The sequence below is a fragment of the Pseudomonas sp. B21128 genome (assembly GCF_044218865.1).
GTDB lineage: Bacteria > Pseudomonadota > Gammaproteobacteria > Pseudomonadales > Pseudomonadaceae > Aquipseudomonas > Aquipseudomonas iridis.
The window spans coordinates 2,473,091-2,488,222 of sequence record NZ_CP162590.1; the positions used below are offsets into that span (position 1 = coordinate 2,473,091).

General features: G+C 52.1%; 12 protein-coding genes, 1 tRNA gene and 1 pseudogene. 9 read left to right on the plus strand and 5 right to left on the minus strand.

Annotated elements, in window-relative coordinates; translation table 11 throughout:
- Window positions 1–91 precede the first annotated feature (91 nt).
- The 5 genes from AB4P91_RS11060 to AB4P91_RS11080 all read left to right on the plus strand — a co-directional run bounded on the left by AB4P91_RS11060 (window position 92) and on the right by AB4P91_RS11080 (window position 5,408).
- Window positions 92–703, plus strand: coding sequence for a hypothetical protein (locus AB4P91_RS11060; RefSeq protein ID WP_395604787.1), 612 nt, complete (start codon window positions 92–94; stop codon window positions 701–703).
- Window positions 704–1,689: 986 nt separating this feature from the next.
- Complete coding sequence (locus AB4P91_RS11065; protein WP_395604788.1) at window positions 1,690–2,499, plus strand: hypothetical protein; 810 nt, start codon at window positions 1,690–1,692, stop codon at window positions 2,497–2,499.
- A 415-nt stretch (window positions 2,500–2,914) separates the two neighbouring features.
- A complete protein-coding gene (locus AB4P91_RS11070; protein ID WP_395604789.1) occupies window positions 2,915–3,760 on the plus strand; it encodes a hypothetical protein in 846 nt (281 codons plus the stop codon).
- Window positions 3,757–4,122, plus strand: coding sequence for a hypothetical protein (locus AB4P91_RS11075; protein WP_258606142.1), 366 nt, complete (start codon window positions 3,757–3,759; stop codon window positions 4,120–4,122). Before AB4P91_RS11070 ends, AB4P91_RS11075 begins: the two co-directional genes overlap by 4 nt.
- 254 nt (window positions 4,123–4,376) lie before the next feature.
- Window positions 4,377–5,408 carry a reverse transcriptase family protein gene (locus AB4P91_RS11080; RefSeq protein WP_395604790.1) on the plus strand — a complete coding sequence of 344 codons (1,032 nt, stop codon included), beginning with the start codon at window positions 4,377–4,379 and terminating at the stop codon, window positions 5,406–5,408.
- 244 nt (window positions 5,409–5,652) lie between these two features.
- Here the strand turns inward: AB4P91_RS11080 and AB4P91_RS11085 are convergent, their stop codons facing one another.
- From AB4P91_RS11085 to AB4P91_RS11105, 5 genes and pseudogenes are all read right to left on the minus strand, one after another.
- Entirely contained in the window at window positions 5,653–7,434 is a 1,782-nt protein-coding gene (locus AB4P91_RS11085) for an ATP-dependent nuclease (RefSeq protein WP_395604791.1), read from the minus strand.
- 635 nt (window positions 7,435–8,069) lie between these two features.
- On the minus strand, window positions 8,070–8,435 hold the full coding sequence (locus AB4P91_RS11090) for a histone-like nucleoid-structuring protein, MvaT/MvaU family (protein ID WP_395604792.1): 366 nt from the start codon (window positions 8,433–8,435) through the stop codon (window positions 8,070–8,072).
- A gap of 307 nt (window positions 8,436–8,742) precedes the next feature.
- Window positions 8,743–9,606: a hypothetical protein gene (locus AB4P91_RS11095; RefSeq protein ID WP_395604793.1), complete on the minus strand. Its 864-nt coding sequence runs from the start codon at window positions 9,604–9,606 to the stop codon at window positions 8,743–8,745.
- A gap of 89 nt (window positions 9,607–9,695) precedes the next feature.
- A pseudogene (locus tag AB4P91_RS11100) lies at window positions 9,696–10,130 on the minus strand (DNA/RNA helicase, superfamily II protein); the annotation flags it as partial.
- A 290-nt stretch (window positions 10,131–10,420) separates the two neighbouring features.
- Window positions 10,421–10,505 (minus strand) — tRNA-Leu (locus AB4P91_RS11105).
- A gap of 108 nt (window positions 10,506–10,613) precedes the next feature.
- On the opposite strand from AB4P91_RS11105, the gene queA reads away from it, so the two are divergent.
- The 4 genes from queA to secD all read left to right on the plus strand — a co-directional run bounded on the left by queA (window position 10,614) and on the right by secD (window position 15,123).
- The gene (queA, locus tag AB4P91_RS11110) at window positions 10,614–11,678 is read left to right on the plus strand and encodes a tRNA preQ1(34) S-adenosylmethionine ribosyltransferase-isomerase QueA (RefSeq protein ID WP_047303017.1); all 1,065 of its coding nucleotides are present in this window, start codon (window positions 10,614–10,616) and stop codon (window positions 11,676–11,678) included.
- Window positions 11,679–11,692: 14 nt separating this feature from the next.
- On the plus strand, window positions 11,693–12,808 hold the full coding sequence (tgt, locus tag AB4P91_RS11115; protein WP_162184604.1) for a tRNA guanosine(34) transglycosylase Tgt: 1,116 nt from the start codon (window positions 11,693–11,695) through the stop codon (window positions 12,806–12,808).
- A 43-nt stretch (window positions 12,809–12,851) separates the two neighbouring features.
- A complete protein-coding gene (yajC, locus tag AB4P91_RS11120; RefSeq protein ID WP_007916913.1) occupies window positions 12,852–13,190 on the plus strand; it encodes a preprotein translocase subunit YajC in 339 nt (112 codons plus the stop codon).
- 64 nt (window positions 13,191–13,254) lie between these two features.
- Complete coding sequence (secD, locus tag AB4P91_RS11125; protein ID WP_150592706.1) at window positions 13,255–15,123, plus strand: protein translocase subunit SecD; 1,869 nt, start codon at window positions 13,255–13,257, stop codon at window positions 15,121–15,123.
- Window positions 15,124–15,132 lie beyond the last annotated feature (9 nt).

The following is a 15,132-nucleotide window of genomic DNA, read 5'->3' on the forward strand; positions in this document are numbered from 1 at the left end:
GGCGAATGTAGCTGCGCCGGTGGAAGGTTCTGCTATAACCGGTCTCTACCGGTGTGACGCTTTTCAAAATTCCAGATAAGAGTGTTCAGCAATGCATTCCAACCAGGCAGTGAGCCAAGCTTTGCAAATTAGATTCGGTGCTTTCGAGCAGCGCGAAAGGGATGATTACGAAAGCGAAGGCATCGCCCATGGCGCCGCTCTTCTTGCTCTGGATGTCGGGATCATAACGAATGACTCGTTACTGATCGCCCAGGCACAAGAGGTTCTCGACAGCATTAACCGTAGTCGCGAACTAGAAGACGAGCAGGAAGCGCAGTACATGGCCGACAGCTACGCCGATGGGGATGCATCACGAGAAAAGCATAGGCAGGCGTTTGCCATGGTGAAAGAGCTAGTAGGTAAGGAGTTTCACGACCTACGTTGGAATGCGTTGGTTGAAGTGTACAAAGAGGCGTTCCCGACATTTCTGGTGAGAGATTCGGTCTATGCGAGGATTGGTCCAAAACAGGCGGCTACACGTCTTCGTACTGAGCTGGTGGAACTGGTGAAGAACAAGCGGTTGGATAGAGCGCCCACGAGAGGTGAGGTACATGCACTGCTGCCCGATGCCAAAGCCCTATTAGAATCGCGAACCCTCGGATATTTGGAGCGGGCCTTGCCGGGGTTCGATTTTCAAGGTCATCCGATCTTCAGTTCGAATTAGGTGCCGGGGACCCTGGGAGCTTTGTAGTTGCACGGGGTCGGAAACCCGCAGCACTGTGTTAGTGGGAGGATTTCAAAGTTACTGAAATTTCAGCCGTTGAAATCGAAAGAATTTTGCTGAAAAAAGGCCATCGTTCCCGCAGCGGTAACGATGGCCTTTTGTGTTGATGATTATGGACACCTTGGGCCGTCAACCTGTCAACCAATGTACAAAAATCAGCCACTGCCAAGATCACGCGGGTTTTATGCCCCGTGCCATTCAGAAATGCTCAGGGTCCCCGGCTACCTCTCAACACCTTGTGCAATTGCACTGGTGAGCTGTGTGTTCACCCGGTTCACCAGTTCACTAAGCTGCGCACCTGTCCGCTAACAAAGTCCGGCGGGTTTCCGACCCCGTGTCTCAATGAAAACCTCAGGGGCCCCCGGCAGATCGCGGGAGATGCACCTGAAGTTCGCTGGAGGGCGTGGTGCTACCGGGGAGCGGGGTTCGTATCTGTTTGAAACGCTGTGTAACTCGTGTAACTCGTGTAACAAAAATCTATAACTCATTGTATCTATTGGGTTTTATTTGGGTTACACCGATCTGACACACCAATTTTCAAGCGTGTAACTGAGTCAAGTCGTGTAACAGTTTCAGATGAAGGCAGGGCGCTCCATGGGGTTGACCGCCCGTTATTAATGGTTAGCCGTCGGTAGTCACCTGGCATCAGGCCGTCAGTTGTGTCAGCAATTCGCAGGCAGTCGCAAAAGACTGTTTTCGGCCAGATTCGGACGGTTAGCATCACCAATATCGGTGTCCCTATTTGTTCAGGTGACGTTGCCCCAGAAATTTCTGAAGTATCTCACCCTGAACAACCCGGCTTATGAGTAAACCGGCCGCAAAAGTCACGAGTAATGGCATCCCGCTTTGCGATAAGGCTTGTTGACACTACTCTCAACCGCTAGGCGCTCATGGAGCGAATTTCAGCCCAGCAAGCAAGGAATGTTATGACGATATCGAATTTAGAAAAGTACAGGGACGATCTGGACAAACTGCTCCGCGAGGGTGCCAGCGCAAGCATCTCGCTTTATAAAATGGCTTACGGCCAGGTGTATCGCGACGCCGTCTTACGCCAGCACAAGGGAGACGAGAAAAAAGCCAACGAAGAGATCGAGAGCGTGCAACCTTTCGAGAAGATTTATCATCACTGGTATTCGGAAGCTTTGCCACTTGTGAGGCAGCTTCTACCAGATCGACTCGCGGATTTTATTCGTCTTTATGAACGACCCAAGACCCGGAAGGAGATAACCCATGCCTCGTATCGTATCGAGGACGCATGCCAGGGGTTGTCAGGTACGCGGGGCGGTCTGGTGACGGTGGACCCCAAGACTGCAATCAATCTGTTAGAACAACAGATCGCGATAGTAGAAGCGATCAAGCGTCGCTTCGAGAGTTCGCTGTTTGATATCAAGCAGCTCGTACAAGCCGACCTCTTCGACTCCGAGCTTGATACCGCCAAGGGCTTACTGAAGGCAGGATTCGCTCGCGCCGCAGGAGCCGTGGCCGGCGTTGTCCTGGAAGGTCACCTGAAGCACGTATGTGACAATCACAGCTTACCGAAGAAATCCGGCACCATCGCGGTTCTCAACGACGCCCTCAAGGGAGCCGACGTCATCGGACTGCCTCAACATCGGCACATCCAGTTCCTTGGTGATGTAAGAAATAAGTGCGGTCACAAGAACGCAACGGATCCCACTGCCGACGAAGTAACTGACCTAATCAATGGCGTCGACAAGGTCATCAAGACCATCTTCTAATTACATTTACCCAGCTTGGGCGATCTCTAACAAAAACCTCATCAGCCGGGCTCAGGCCGAATAGCTGGCTCCGAGTGCCTACGGAAAGGCATCCGCTCTGGCGACTTTCGACTTAGTGGATCTGTTTTGAGCGGCAGCTTCGCGTCTGGCAGCGGACCGCAACGACCGCCTGCAAGCGGCGAGAAGCGGACGTTGGCAAGCGACCGCTACCGGCCAAAAGCAGACTGTTGCGCAGGGTGCCCTAGCAGGTCTGTATTGAGGCTTAGAAGTGTCAACGAAACCCGGGGCGTTTCAGCATTATCGAACGCACCTTGGAAGGTATTGATCAGCGCTATAATGGCTTGTGGCTATTAATTTAACTGCTATGATGCCGTTTCTTGTCAAGGCATGATCAGCTCAGGCGTGTAGCGCACCAATGAAAAAAGAACACTTTAATTTGATGCTTAATATAATCAGAAGTCAGCCATGGCTGGAAGGAAAGATTGATGAGCTTGAACATGTTCTTTTTTCTGATTGTCAGTGCGATACATCAAGACAGCTTATCTCTGACGTAATAGATAGATTTCTTTATATAAATAGAGAAGATAACTATCGACTTATAGATAACCTCGCCAGCGAAATAGTTGCTAAGTATTATGGTCGGGAAGCTAGTACGCTAATAACTGCGATGGGTACCGGCTCCGCAACTGACAGCTCGCAACTTGTAGCCTACACTCTAAAGCCGATTATGGAGAAAAAAAAGTGGCGACATCATGCGATAATTAATGATTTTGGAGATGTATACAAACAATACAAAAAAACCAAACACAACCAAATAGTGCTAATCGATGAGTTCGTTGGCTCGGGGCAAACCGTTTTAGGTAGAGTTGCGTCAATCCATAGGCAGTTAACAAATGCTGGGGTCGTGGATTATTCTATTGCGGTGAAAGTATTAGTCTCTACTGAGTTTGGTCTGGGGAATGTGACTGCCGCTGGTATCGATATGACTGCGCAAAGGCTTGTCAAAAAGGGTATTGATGACTATTACCCATCAGTAGAGGCTGCTCGGCATCGCGATTTAATGCGACTTGTTGAGGGAAATCTTTCCACTGAGTATGAAGGCAGAGCAATGCCGAGCCTCGGTTATAATGAGGCCCAAGCAACATACTGCCGAGAGGATGGAAACGCCCCCAATAGTGTTTTTCCTATTTTCTGGTGGGCTTTCAATAGTGATGGCGAAGATAGACATGTATTAATGACTAGGGCTATGGGGGATGCATGAATTTCAGTCCTGAAGTGCAACGCGATCTCATACTTGCCGATGTAAAGTTGTTATACATTATTTTGGCGTCGTCAGGCGGATTGGAACCGTTCACTATTTATCGTAGGAGTAGGTTTTCGCTAAAGTTTTTTCTTGAAAGGTATGCTCGACTTCTAAAGTTAAACTTGATTGTCGAAAATTTAGGTGTGGCGCGCTTGTCAGTGGCAGGCGAGATAAATGCTAAAGCAGCATTGCCTAGATTAGTTTCAATAAAAAAAGAGTGGCGCGAAGCACCTCCGGATTTTTTACGTCCGAAGCTTTTGGATGATTACTACATACCTAACGTGGACCTTTTAAGCAAAAAACGCTTTCAACCGAAATAGGAATGCAGTATCATCTCGCGGCCTGCAGAGGCTAGTACGTTGGAGTGTAGTCGCTCCCCGGGTAAGGTTCCCGATAACCAAGTTGTAGTGACTTCAGCGATGAAGCGCACTGAAGTCACTACACTTACAAAACGCTTCGCGTTTTGACGTTGCTCCACCCATCCGCAATTTCGCTGCGCGAAATTACAGATGGGTAAAACAAAGTCAAAAGCCAAGCTGCTAAAGTAAAGAAGGTAGCCTCTGCAGGTTTTCTTATGAATGAAACTCTTATAAAACAATGGCTTGCACACTTCAGAAAAAGAGGGGTGTCGGGACCGCTTGTTGATGTCTATGCAGAATATATTAGGACTCTTATAGGTAATTCAGTTCCTGTCATTTTTGAGTTTGAACATTTGTCTCGATTGATAGGAATCGATCAGACTCGTTTCCGTGCAATGGTGAATTCAAGCTCTTCTTTTTATAGAAACTTTCATATCAAAAAAAGACTAGGCGGGCTACGTGAAATAAGCAGTCCGTTCCCCTCTTTGCTTATTTGCCAAGATTGGATATATAAAAATATACTATTAAATATACCAGTCCACTCTTGCGTTCACGGATATGTACCTGGTAGATCAATATTCACTAATGCTACCCCGCACTTGAATTCTAAGTGCATATTGAAGATGGATGTAAAAAATTTTTTCCCTTCGATTAAGATTGACTGGGTCGCCAATTTTTTTAACCAGCTAGGATATGCCGATAACGTATCATTCTACTTGGCGGCCTTGTGCTGTAAGGATGGTTGTCTTGTTCAAGGGGCGTCAACCAGCCCTTACTTAACAAATATATTGATGCGTGGGTTGGATCACAGGCTTTATAAGCTCGCTCAAAGTTATAGCATGAAGTACACTCGCTATGCAGATGACTTGACTTTTTCTGGTGAATATATCCCCTATGCAGTTATTGAGGTTGTTGACTCGATAGTGTCCGACTATGGATTAGAAGTTAATACTGACAAAACCAGGCTGCAAATAGATAGAAATCAGAAAATTGTCACAGGTCTATCTGTTGCTGGTAAGTCAATAAGCATACCGAGAAGTTTTAAGCGCGAATTAAAGAAAGAATTGCATTTTATTCAGAAATATGGCTATCAATCCCATTTGTCAAAAAAGAAAATAAGAAAACCTTTTTATATTGACTCTCTTATAGGTAAGGTGAATTTTTGGTTGCAAGCGGAGCCTGCTGATACATATGCAATAAAATCTCTATTTATGCTGCATGAAATACAGAAGGGCAATTCTATTTAGGTCGGCGATTTTGCAAGTCTTAGACTTGTTGTTTCTCTAATTGAATAACTCGCTTCTCGTAGATCGCTCATAACCTCAAACCGATGACAGCGTACTTTCCATGTAGGGCAACTGAGGTACGTCTTCTTCAAGGTAATAGACGGTGACTAAGCGGCTGCTTTTGGCCGACTTCCGCCTTTCGTGCCAGACAGGTGGAAGTCGGTCAGATAAGGCGTTCGACAAGGTAGCCATCGACGGATTGCGTTTACTCAATTGCTCTCAACCATTCCAAGCAAGCCTTCAGCAACGGTGCCCTAGCTTCAGTCGATGCACCATCAGCACTGCGCAGAAAATCCTCTTGCTCAAGAATGGCTTCCTCACCTTTTTCGTGAATACCGAATACATCTTCGATACATCCAATAGGCCATACCCATGTAGTTCGGGTCAGAAGTTGGTGATGTACTGCTTCCGCTAATTTGAGGCCTTCAGCGTCCCGTGCAAAAAGCGCCCAGGTATCTGCGGCTCTAAATCCACTAGCATTGACGGGCAGGCCGTTCCCACCCAGCGGTACACCGTGTTCTGCTCCAACTCTGGCCAACACATTTTTCACTTTGGCCATATCCTCACCGTCTTTTGATAACCAAGACTCTGCACCACTTCGAGCGTGTGTGAAAGCAAAATCCAAATCTGCAATTACTCCACAGGTAATACCCATAGCTGAGAGTACCGAAACACCTTTAGGGATGCTGGAGCAACTGCCTAGCGCCACAAAACAGATGCGATCAAGTTCTGGCCTCGATCCATACAGCTTTTCGTACACCAATGGCAGCAGACGTTGATCGGTTTTACCTTCACAAAGAATTACTTTCTCAGCGAAGTAAATGTCAGCAACGTTGCCTAACTCGAAAAGAGTCCGCGATTGAGCCTGAGCTTCCTCCATCGCAGCAGTAACAGCTTCGCGTAACTGTGTGCGGACGACAGAGCCATCAACAGGATGCCTACGAACGATGACTGTATCTGGAGCGTTATCCCTGTTAAGCATTAAGGGAGAATGAGTGGTGAATACTACCTGAAAGCCCGCAACTGAAAGTTGCTTAAGCGCTTCTCGAAGCTTGCGGACTCCTTGAGGGTGTAAGAAAAGTTCCGGTTCATCAATTAGCAGCATCCGCCTAGAAATTCCCGGTTCGGTGATTTGGCGCAAATCTGCCAGCAACCGAATCAGCGCCATTTGAATCGCTCGTTGTGCGCCACTTCCTACCTGGTCAAATCGTCGACGATCACCGGACGCTTCGTCGGTAACGTGCAAGTCTCCCGATTTGAAGAATTCTTTTACATCGATTGAGGGGACGTCTAAATCCAAGCGCAATCCTGGAAAGAACTCTCCAAGCGCAGCGGTAGCGTTATTGTCAAAGCCGGCTAATACAGGTGATCTCTGATCGCCATCAACCCTCAAGATACGTCGAACTGCTTCCAATGCTTGTGTGACTTCGATATGTGCTGTGAGGATTGGCGTCATGATTTCATCTAGCAGCCCGCGAATAGTGCTGCCAGCTTTTCCTTTTCCTAGATCCTCCGGCACATCGTCCATAGCTTGAATATGAAGAGCTTCCGGAAGCAAAGCAGAAACAACTGATGGCAGTCCCGTCGGGTATACGCGCCAAGTTGTAGGAATGCCATTTGCGTCCTTTTCATCAGGTTGCCAAATTTCCTGAACTGGCTTAGAGGTGCCTGTGCCTGTGGTGCGAATCCATAGCTCTCCGTTAACGCAATAGGGTTCAATAGCTAGGCGATGTCTTGGCTCTGGAATTAACGCGATCAATTCTGGAGTTATTCCAGAAATACAGGCGCTGAGCACTATTGGCAGCGCCGGGTCAGAGGCATCATTTTTTGCGAACGCTTTGGGCGCTAGAACAATTCGGATTGCATCTAGTACTGTGGATTTACCAACGTTATTTTGCCCCACCAGAGGAGTGAAGTTGCCTAGGGATAAAGATACGTTCTTACAGGCCCGAAAGTTTTGAATGTGGATCTGGGTTAATCCATGCATATCGCTTTCTCCTTGTTTCCCTGGCTCTGAAGGCCAGGACTCTGGAGATGAAGCGTAGAACCCTTTTGTCCGATGTGTTTTTAAATACCGTTTTTTTGGATAGCAAAGACTTGTTTGACACTGCAGGGTCAGGTGGGCCTCCTATTTTACAAACCCTACGAGTGCCGGCGTCTGCCCGAAAGCGGTTGTTAGTACGCGGCAGCTTTTGGCCGTTTTCTGCCCGTTACCATCGGCTGCTTTTGCCCGATAGGAGACGTTCGTGAAGGGCGGTTATCAGCCGAACAGTGCTCCAGGTCAACCTCTTGGTTATGCCAGTCAGCGGAGGGCGTCGCAAGGCTGCAACGGTTGTAGAATACGGAAGCTGGATCGGCTCAGCCTCAGGAAGGTGGCGCATCCTATAAGAAGGTTCAAAATGTCTGGGCAGCAGGCAACATAGGAGCCCGTGAAAAGATCAAATACACCGAGGACGGTAGCTTCATTGGTGGAGTAGCTGGTGGTGCTGCGACAGGTATGGTTATGCAGTGGAGCGCCATGGTGCTGCTTTCCAGTACGACCGTGCTTGATGTTGTAGGTAAATCAGGAATACTAAAATGACAAAAAGGGCCCGTCTGGGCCCTTTTTCAGGTGAAGCGATCTTACTTTTTCAGCCAGCTTTCAACCACGTCGGAACCGTGTTGGGTTTTCCACTCTTTTAGTGTCTTGTGATTGCCACCTTTGGTTTCAATCACTTCACCAGTGTGCGGGTTCTTATACGTCTTCAGCTCTCGAGGTTTACGCGTGCCTGGTGCTTGAACAGGCGCTTTGCCGCGTGCGCTGCTCTGTGGGTCTAGTAGGTTGACGATGTGCTTAAGGCTGAAGCCGTACTGGGCGAGCAATTCACGGAGCTTGGTTTCAAACTCGATCTCTTTTTTCAGTGCTCCGTCGCCCTTCAATGCTTCGAGTGCCTGAAGCTGTTCGGCCAAGTGTTTTTCCAACTGACGGTATTCGGCAAGTTTTGACATTATTGCTTCCTGATCTGTTTTTGAAGATATCTATCTGAATAGCATTACAGCATAGAGTTCAGGTTACTTTCGACCTTTTAGCTGGCTTTCGATGAGGCTCATTTCGCTCTTGATCAAGTTCACGGTTAGTCCCTGAACTTTAGAGGCTTTTCCAGCTTTGATATCTACGACCTTAATCAGCGCCGTCAAATAGCTTTTGCGCGCTTTCAGGGTGTCAGTCCAGCTAGCGCTGTTTTGTATAGTGGTAATCATGATTTACTTAACCCGAGGGTTTCTAAACAGCCCGCGTCGGCGGGCTATTTCGGGTTTAAGCTGCCAACAGTTCCTCTAATGTGATATTTCGGGCAGCGGCGGCAAGCTCCTCACGACGAATATCCGAATGAAAAGGACCGAATCGAGGTACATCTAGGTTGGAGAAACCGTATCCCGAGTTCCCTTGTTGGTAGTCCACGGCAAGTATCCGTGCACCAATAGCTACTAAGTGATTCGTGGCGACATTCCACTCTTCGTCTAACGTAAGTCCTACTGCGCTCAGGGCCGCTTTTTTGGCGTCGTCTGCTCGCTGCTTGGCGTTTGAGATTTGCGCTTCAAGGGAGTCAAGTTCCGCCTGTAAAGCTACGAGGATGAGCTCCTGCCTTCTAACGTGCTCATCTGTTGTTGCGAGTTGTTTGGCTGCCTTCTGAATTTCGCCGTTGGCAGCTTTTTCGCCTTCGCTATCGCCACTGGCAAGACTTCTGGCATACAGGCTTGCAGCGTCTCGTTCTGCTTGCTGCGCCTTTTCCAGTGACTGCTCCGCATCCGATTGAATCGACTGAAGTCGCTCTCCCAAGTGCGAGCGTGTGCGCTCCAATGCTTCAATCTCAGCGGCAACTACGGACATGGTTTGGATCGAATGCGTTTTAATTTCGTCAACCTGTTCCATGCGTTCCAAATACGCGATCTTTGATTCGATACGTTCAAGCTCATAGGGGATAGCTCGCAAGCGGCCCTCGGCAGAGGAGTACCGATCCGTGGCCGCACTCTTCTCGGGGCCTCCAATCACGTTGCCGATTGGGCTGTAGTTGGTGGGTGCATTGCGCCAAGCGGCGTCCAAAACTGGAAGACTGTTTTCTATAGATTCGCGCTCAGCGATTAAAGCGTTTTGTTGCTGTTTCAATTCATTCATTTTCATGTTCATTGTCCTTGATCAGTTTTGATTTAGTGGAAGTGGCTGGCGAGGCCGGGAGTGAGCCGGCGTTACCTCGATCAGCTGAGATGCCCTCAGGCAGCCCGAGCCTCGCTGTCATCCGTTCCCGGAATTGCCTTCACGATGTAGCAGCGCTGTTGGCCTAAGCCGGGCAATCGCACCAAGCTTGATGCCTTGCCGTCGCTGATTGGCTCCAGCACACCGCGTTGCAAGAGTTCCTTGTTTACTGCTGTGAGGTTCATGCCCCGGAAGATCTCCGAGCTCCAAGCCTCGGTCAGCACGTAGTAGGTATTTGTGGTGTGCAGGGTGTCGCCCATGCCGTGCTCCAGCGTCTTGCGAAAGCCGAGGCGGTCGATCGTGCGCGGGCCGTGTTCGTCGATCTTGGCTGCAGTCGATTCCCAGCGGGTGAAGCGGCTTTCGCCGAAGCGCTCGATGAACTGTCGCAGCCTCGCCGATATCGCATCGCCCTCGAAATTACCGGCGCCGCCACGTTCGTTTAGCCAAGCGTTGGCGTACATATGGTGTAAGTGGGTAACGCGTCGAGCATGCGCTTAGGCCGACGTTTATTAAGTAGGCGTAATACCCATTTCGGTCGACGATAGGTCTTGAGGTGACAAGTAGATGGCGGGCGATTGGTGCAGGGTTTGAAATTGAATAGCCGGGAACCGTACAAACTTTCTGGTAAGCAACGCAGCGCGTAGCATCCCCGCGGTGAGAGTGAATGGGGGAAGGGGAGGGGGAAAGCACTTTATCGCAGACGAAAAAAAAGGCCTTGCCTAAGCAAGACCTTTCTTAATTTTGGTGCCCCGAGGGAGACTCGAACTCCCACTCCTTTCGAAAACGGATTTTGAATCCGCCGCGTCTACCAATTCCGCCATCAGGGCTCAATGGCGGCGAAGTATAGAGATGAGATTACCGTTGGTCAATCACGTTTCATGGTCAATTTTCGATATTTCCGCTAGACTTTCGGCCCCTGCTAGACGAACCCCATCATGCGCGTTGCTGACTTTACCTTCGAACTCCCTGATTCGCTGATCGCCCGCCACCCTTTGGCCGAGCGTCGCGGTAGTCGCCTGTTGACCCTTGATGGGGTCAGCGGTGCTCTGGCACACCGTCAATTCACTGATTTGCTTGAGCATTTGCGCTCGGGCGATTTGATGGTGTTCAACAATACCCGGGTGATTCCGGCGCGGCTGTTCGGGCAGAAAGCGTCCGGTGGCAAGCTGGAAATCCTCATCGAACGGGTACTCGATACGCATCGCGTACTGGCGCATGTGCGTTCCAGCAAGTCGCCGAAGCCGGGTTCGAAGATTCTCATCGACGGCGGTGGCGAAGCCGAGATGCTCGCGCGTCACGACGCGTTGTTCGAGTTGGGCTTTGACGAAGAAGTGTTGCCGCTGCTTGATCGCGTCGGGCACATGCCGTTGCCTCCTTATATAGACCGCCCGGATGAAGGCTCGGATCGCGAGCGTTATCAGACGGTGTACGCCGAGCGCCTGGGCGCGGTGGCGGCGCCGACGGCGGGGCTGCATTTCGATCAGGCTTTGATGGAGGCGATTGCCGCCAAAGGCGTCGAGACCACATTCGTTACGCTGCACGTGGGCGCCGGTACGTTCCAGCCAGTGCGCGTCGAGAAGCTTGAAGATCACCACATGCACACCGAGTGGCTGGAAGTCGGCCAGGACGTGGTCGATGCCGTCGCCGCGTGTCGTGCGCGCGGTGGTCGAGTGATCGCCGTGGGCACCACCAGCGTGCGTTCACTGGAGAGTGCGGCGCGCGATGGTGTGCTCAAGCCGTTCAGTGGCGACACCGATATCTTTATCTTCCCGGGCCGACCGTTCCATGTGGTCGATGCCCTGGTGACCAATTTCCATTTGCCTGAATCCACGCTGTTGATGCTGGTTTCGGCCTTCGCCGGTTACCCCGAAACCATGGCCGCCTATAAGGCTGCCGTTGAAAACGGTTACCGCTTTTTCAGCTACGGTGATGCGATGTTCATCACCCGAAATCCCGCGCCGACTGCCCCTAGTGAATCGGACCCAGAGGAAACAGTATGAGTCGCACCTGTCGTATGTCGTTCGAGCTGCTTGCCACCGATGGCAAGGCCCGTCGTGGTCGTCTGACCTTCCCGCGTGGCACCGTCGAGACCCCGGCCTTCATGCCGGTCGGTACTTACGGCACGGTCAAGGGCATGTTGCCGCGTGACATCGTCGCCACCGGCGCGGAAATGATCCTGGGTAACACCTTTCACCTGTGGCTGCGTCCTGGCACCCAAGTGATCAAGGAGCACGGCGACCTGCACGATTTCATGCAGTGGAAGGGCCCGATCCTGACCGACTCCGGCGGCTTCCAGGTATTCAGCCTCGGCGCCATGCGCAAGATCAAGGAAGAGGGCGTGACCTTTGCCTCTCCGGTCGACGGCGCGAAAGTGTTCATGGGGCCGGAAGAGTCGATGCAGGTTCAGCGCGATCTTGGTTCCGACGTCGTGATGATTTTCGACGAATGCACGCCGTACCCGGCTGACGAAGACGTCGCCCGTGTGTCGATGGAGCTGTCGTTGCGCTGGGCTCAGCGTTCGAAGAATGCTCACGGCGAGAATACCGCTGCACTGTTCGGCATCGTCCAGGGCGGCATGCACCAGGATCTGCGCATGCGCTCGCTCGAAGGCCTCGACAAGATCGGCTTTGATGGCCTGGCCATTGGCGGTCTGTCGGTGGGCGAGCCGAAGCACGAGATGATCAAGGTGCTCGATTATCTGCCGGGCATGATGCCGGCTGACAAACCTCGTTACCTTATGGGCGTTGGCAAACCGGAAGATCTGGTTGAGGGTGTGCGCCGCGGTGTGGACATGTTCGATTGCGTGATGCCAACCCGTAATGCCCGCAACGGGCATCTGTTCATTGATACAGGCGTGCTGAAGATCCGTAACGCGTTCCATCGCCATGATGAATCGCCACTGGATCCGACCTGCGATTGCTATACCTGCCAGAACTTCTCCCGCGCTTATCTGCATCACCTGGACAAGTGCGGCGAAATGCTGGGAAGCATGCTCAATACCATCCATAACTTGCGCCATTATCAGGTGCTGATGGCTGGTTTGCGCGAGGCTATTCAACAGGGTACATTGGCCGCCTTTGTCGATGCCTTCTACGCCAAACGCGGGCTCCCCGTTCCGCCTTTGGACTGAGTTTTCTGACCCCAAGATTCAACATTTGCAACTGGAGTGCTAAATGAGCTTTTTTATCTCTAACGCCATGGCTGACGCTGCTGCACCGGCTGCTGCAGGCCCAATGGGCGGCGGCTTCGAGTGGATTTTCCTGGTCGGCTTCCTGGTCATCTTTTACCTGATGATCTGGCGCCCACAGGCCAAGCGCGCCAAAGAGCAGAAGAACCTGCTGAGCAGCCTGCAGAAGGGCGACGAAGTGGTCACCACCGGCGGCATCGCCGGCAAGATCACCAAAGTGGCTGATGACTTCGTGGTTCTGGAAGTTTCCGACACCGTGGAAATGAAGTTCCAGAAAGGCGCCATCGCCGCCACGCTGCCAAAAGGCACGCTGAAAGCGATCTAAGGTTCCAACTTCTACTCAATCGACGGGGCGCGCAAGGCGCCCCGCGTTCATAACGGGCGGCGTGATGCTGAACAAATACCCTCTGTGGAAATACATTCTGATCCTGGCGGTGCTGGCGGTCGGTCTGATTTATTCCGCTCCCAATCTATATCCTGATGACCCGGCCATTCAGGTCAGCGGCGCCAGCACGGCACTGCAGGTCAATCAGGCCGATCTGGATCGCGTAAGCACCGCGCTGAAAGAATCCGGGATCAACGTCAAGGCTGCCACGCTGGCGGCGAACGGCAAGGGCGGTCTGATCCGTCTGACCAAAGCTGAAGATCAGCTGCCGGCCAAAGACGTTGTGCGCAAGGCATTGGGTGATGACTACGTCGTCGCGCTGAACCTGGCACAGACCACCCCGCAATGGCTGCGCAATCTGGGCGCGCACCCGATGAAGCTGGGTCTGGACTTGTCCGGTGGTGTGCACTTCCTGCTGGAAGTGGACATGGATAAAGCCCTCGATGCACGCCTGAAAGTCTACGAAGGCGACGTCAAGAGCCTGCTGCGTAAAGAGAAGCTGCGTTATCGCAGTCTGCCGCAGCTCAATGGTGCCATTCAGCTGGGCTTCAGCGATGAAGAGTCCCGCGAACAGGCCCGTGCGCTGATCCGCAAGAACTTCAACGATTTCGACATTGTTCCGGCCGACCTCAATGGTCAACCGGTGCTGCGTCTGGCGATGACCCCGGCCAAGCTGGCGGAAATCCGTGAATACTCGATCAAGCAGAACTTGACCACGGTACGTAACCGCGTCAACGAGCTGGGTGTTGCCGAACCGATCGTCCAGCGTCAGGGCGCCAACCGCATCGTGGTTGAGCTGCCGGGCGTGCAGGACACTGCCGAAGCCAAGCGTATTCTCGGCAAGACGGCCAACCTTGAGTTCCGTCTGGCGGCAGAGCCTGGCGCTTCGAAAGCCACTTCCGAAACTTTCGAGTTCCGTGAAGGCAATCGTCCTTCGGCGCAGATCGAGCGCGGCCTGATCATCACGGGTGACCAGGTCACCGACGCCAAGGCTGGTTTCGGCGAGCACGGCACACCTGAAGTGAACATCCGTCTGGATGGTCACGGTGGCGAGCTGATGAGCCGTGCGACCCGCAGCAACGTCGGTCGCAGCATGGCTGTAATCTTCATTGAGCAGCGTCCGGTCACCACTTACACCAAGCAAATGGTGAATGGCGTCGAAAAAGACGTCGCGGTGCAGACGTTCAAGGAAGAGAAGAAGATCATCAGCCTGGCGACCATCCAGTCGCCGCTGGGTGCTCAGTTCCGTATCACTGGCCTGAACGGTCAGGGCGAGTCGTCCGAGCTGGCGTTGCTGCTGCGTGCCGGTGGTCTGGCAGCGCCGATGTACTTCGCTGAAGAGCGCACAATCGGCCCGAGCCTGGGTGCTGACAACATCACCAAGGGTATCGATGCGTCGTTGTGGGGCATGCTGTTCGTGTCGCTGTTCATCATCGCGATCTATCGCTTCTTCGGCATTATCGCCACCGTCGCGCTGGCGGTAAACATGGTGCTGCTGCTGGCCTTGATGTCGCTGCTGGGTGCAACGCTGACCCTGCCGGGTATCGCTGGTATCGTTTTGACCATGGGTATGGCGGTCGACGCCAACGTGCTGATCTTCTCGCGGATACGTGAAGAGATCGCCGCCGGCATGACCATCCAGCGTGCAATCAACGAAGGCTTCGGCCGGGCATTCACCGCGATTCTCGACGCCAACCTGACCACTCTGTTGGTCGGCGGGATTCTCTTTGCGATGGGCACAGGCCCGGTCAAAGGTTTCGCAGTGACCATGTCCCTCGGGATCTTTACCTCGATGTTCACGGCCATCATGGTGACCCGCGCAATGGTTAACCTGATCTTCGGCGGACGTGACTTCAAGAAGTTGTGGATTTAAGGGGCTGCC

Bases quoted from the DNA above. Each gene is read 5' to 3' on its own strand.
- tgt (WP_162184604.1), top strand. From the start codon at position 11,693: ATGTCGTTCGAGCTGCTTGCCACCGATGGCAAGGCCCGTCGTGGTCGT.
- AB4P91_RS11080 (WP_395604790.1), top strand. From the start codon at position 4,377: ATGAATGAAACTCTTATAAAACAATGGCTTGCACACTTCAGAAAAAGA.
- AB4P91_RS11070 (WP_395604789.1), top strand. From the start codon at position 2,915: ATGAAAAAAGAACACTTTAATTTGATGCTTAATATAATCAGAAGTCAG.
- AB4P91_RS11060 (WP_395604787.1), top strand. From the start codon at position 92: ATGCATTCCAACCAGGCAGTGAGCCAAGCTTTGCAAATTAGATTCGGT.
- AB4P91_RS11095 (WP_395604793.1), bottom strand. From the start codon at position 9,606: ATGAAAATGAATGAATTGAAACAGCAACAAAACGCTTTAATCGCTGAG.
- AB4P91_RS11085 (WP_395604791.1), bottom strand. From the start codon at position 7,434: ATGCATGGATTAACCCAGATCCACATTCAAAACTTTCGGGCCTGTAAG.
- queA (WP_047303017.1), top strand. From the start codon at position 10,614: ATGCGCGTTGCTGACTTTACCTTCGAACTCCCTGATTCGCTGATCGCC.
- AB4P91_RS11075 (WP_258606142.1), top strand. From the start codon at position 3,757: ATGAATTTCAGTCCTGAAGTGCAACGCGATCTCATACTTGCCGATGTA.
- yajC (WP_007916913.1), top strand. From the start codon at position 12,852: ATGAGCTTTTTTATCTCTAACGCCATGGCTGACGCTGCTGCACCGGCT.
- secD (WP_150592706.1), top strand. From the start codon at position 13,255: ATGCTGAACAAATACCCTCTGTGGAAATACATTCTGATCCTGGCGGTG.
- AB4P91_RS11090 (WP_395604792.1), bottom strand. From the start codon at position 8,435: ATGTCAAAACTTGCCGAATACCGTCAGTTGGAAAAACACTTGGCCGAA.
- AB4P91_RS11065 (WP_395604788.1), top strand. From the start codon at position 1,690: ATGACGATATCGAATTTAGAAAAGTACAGGGACGATCTGGACAAACTG.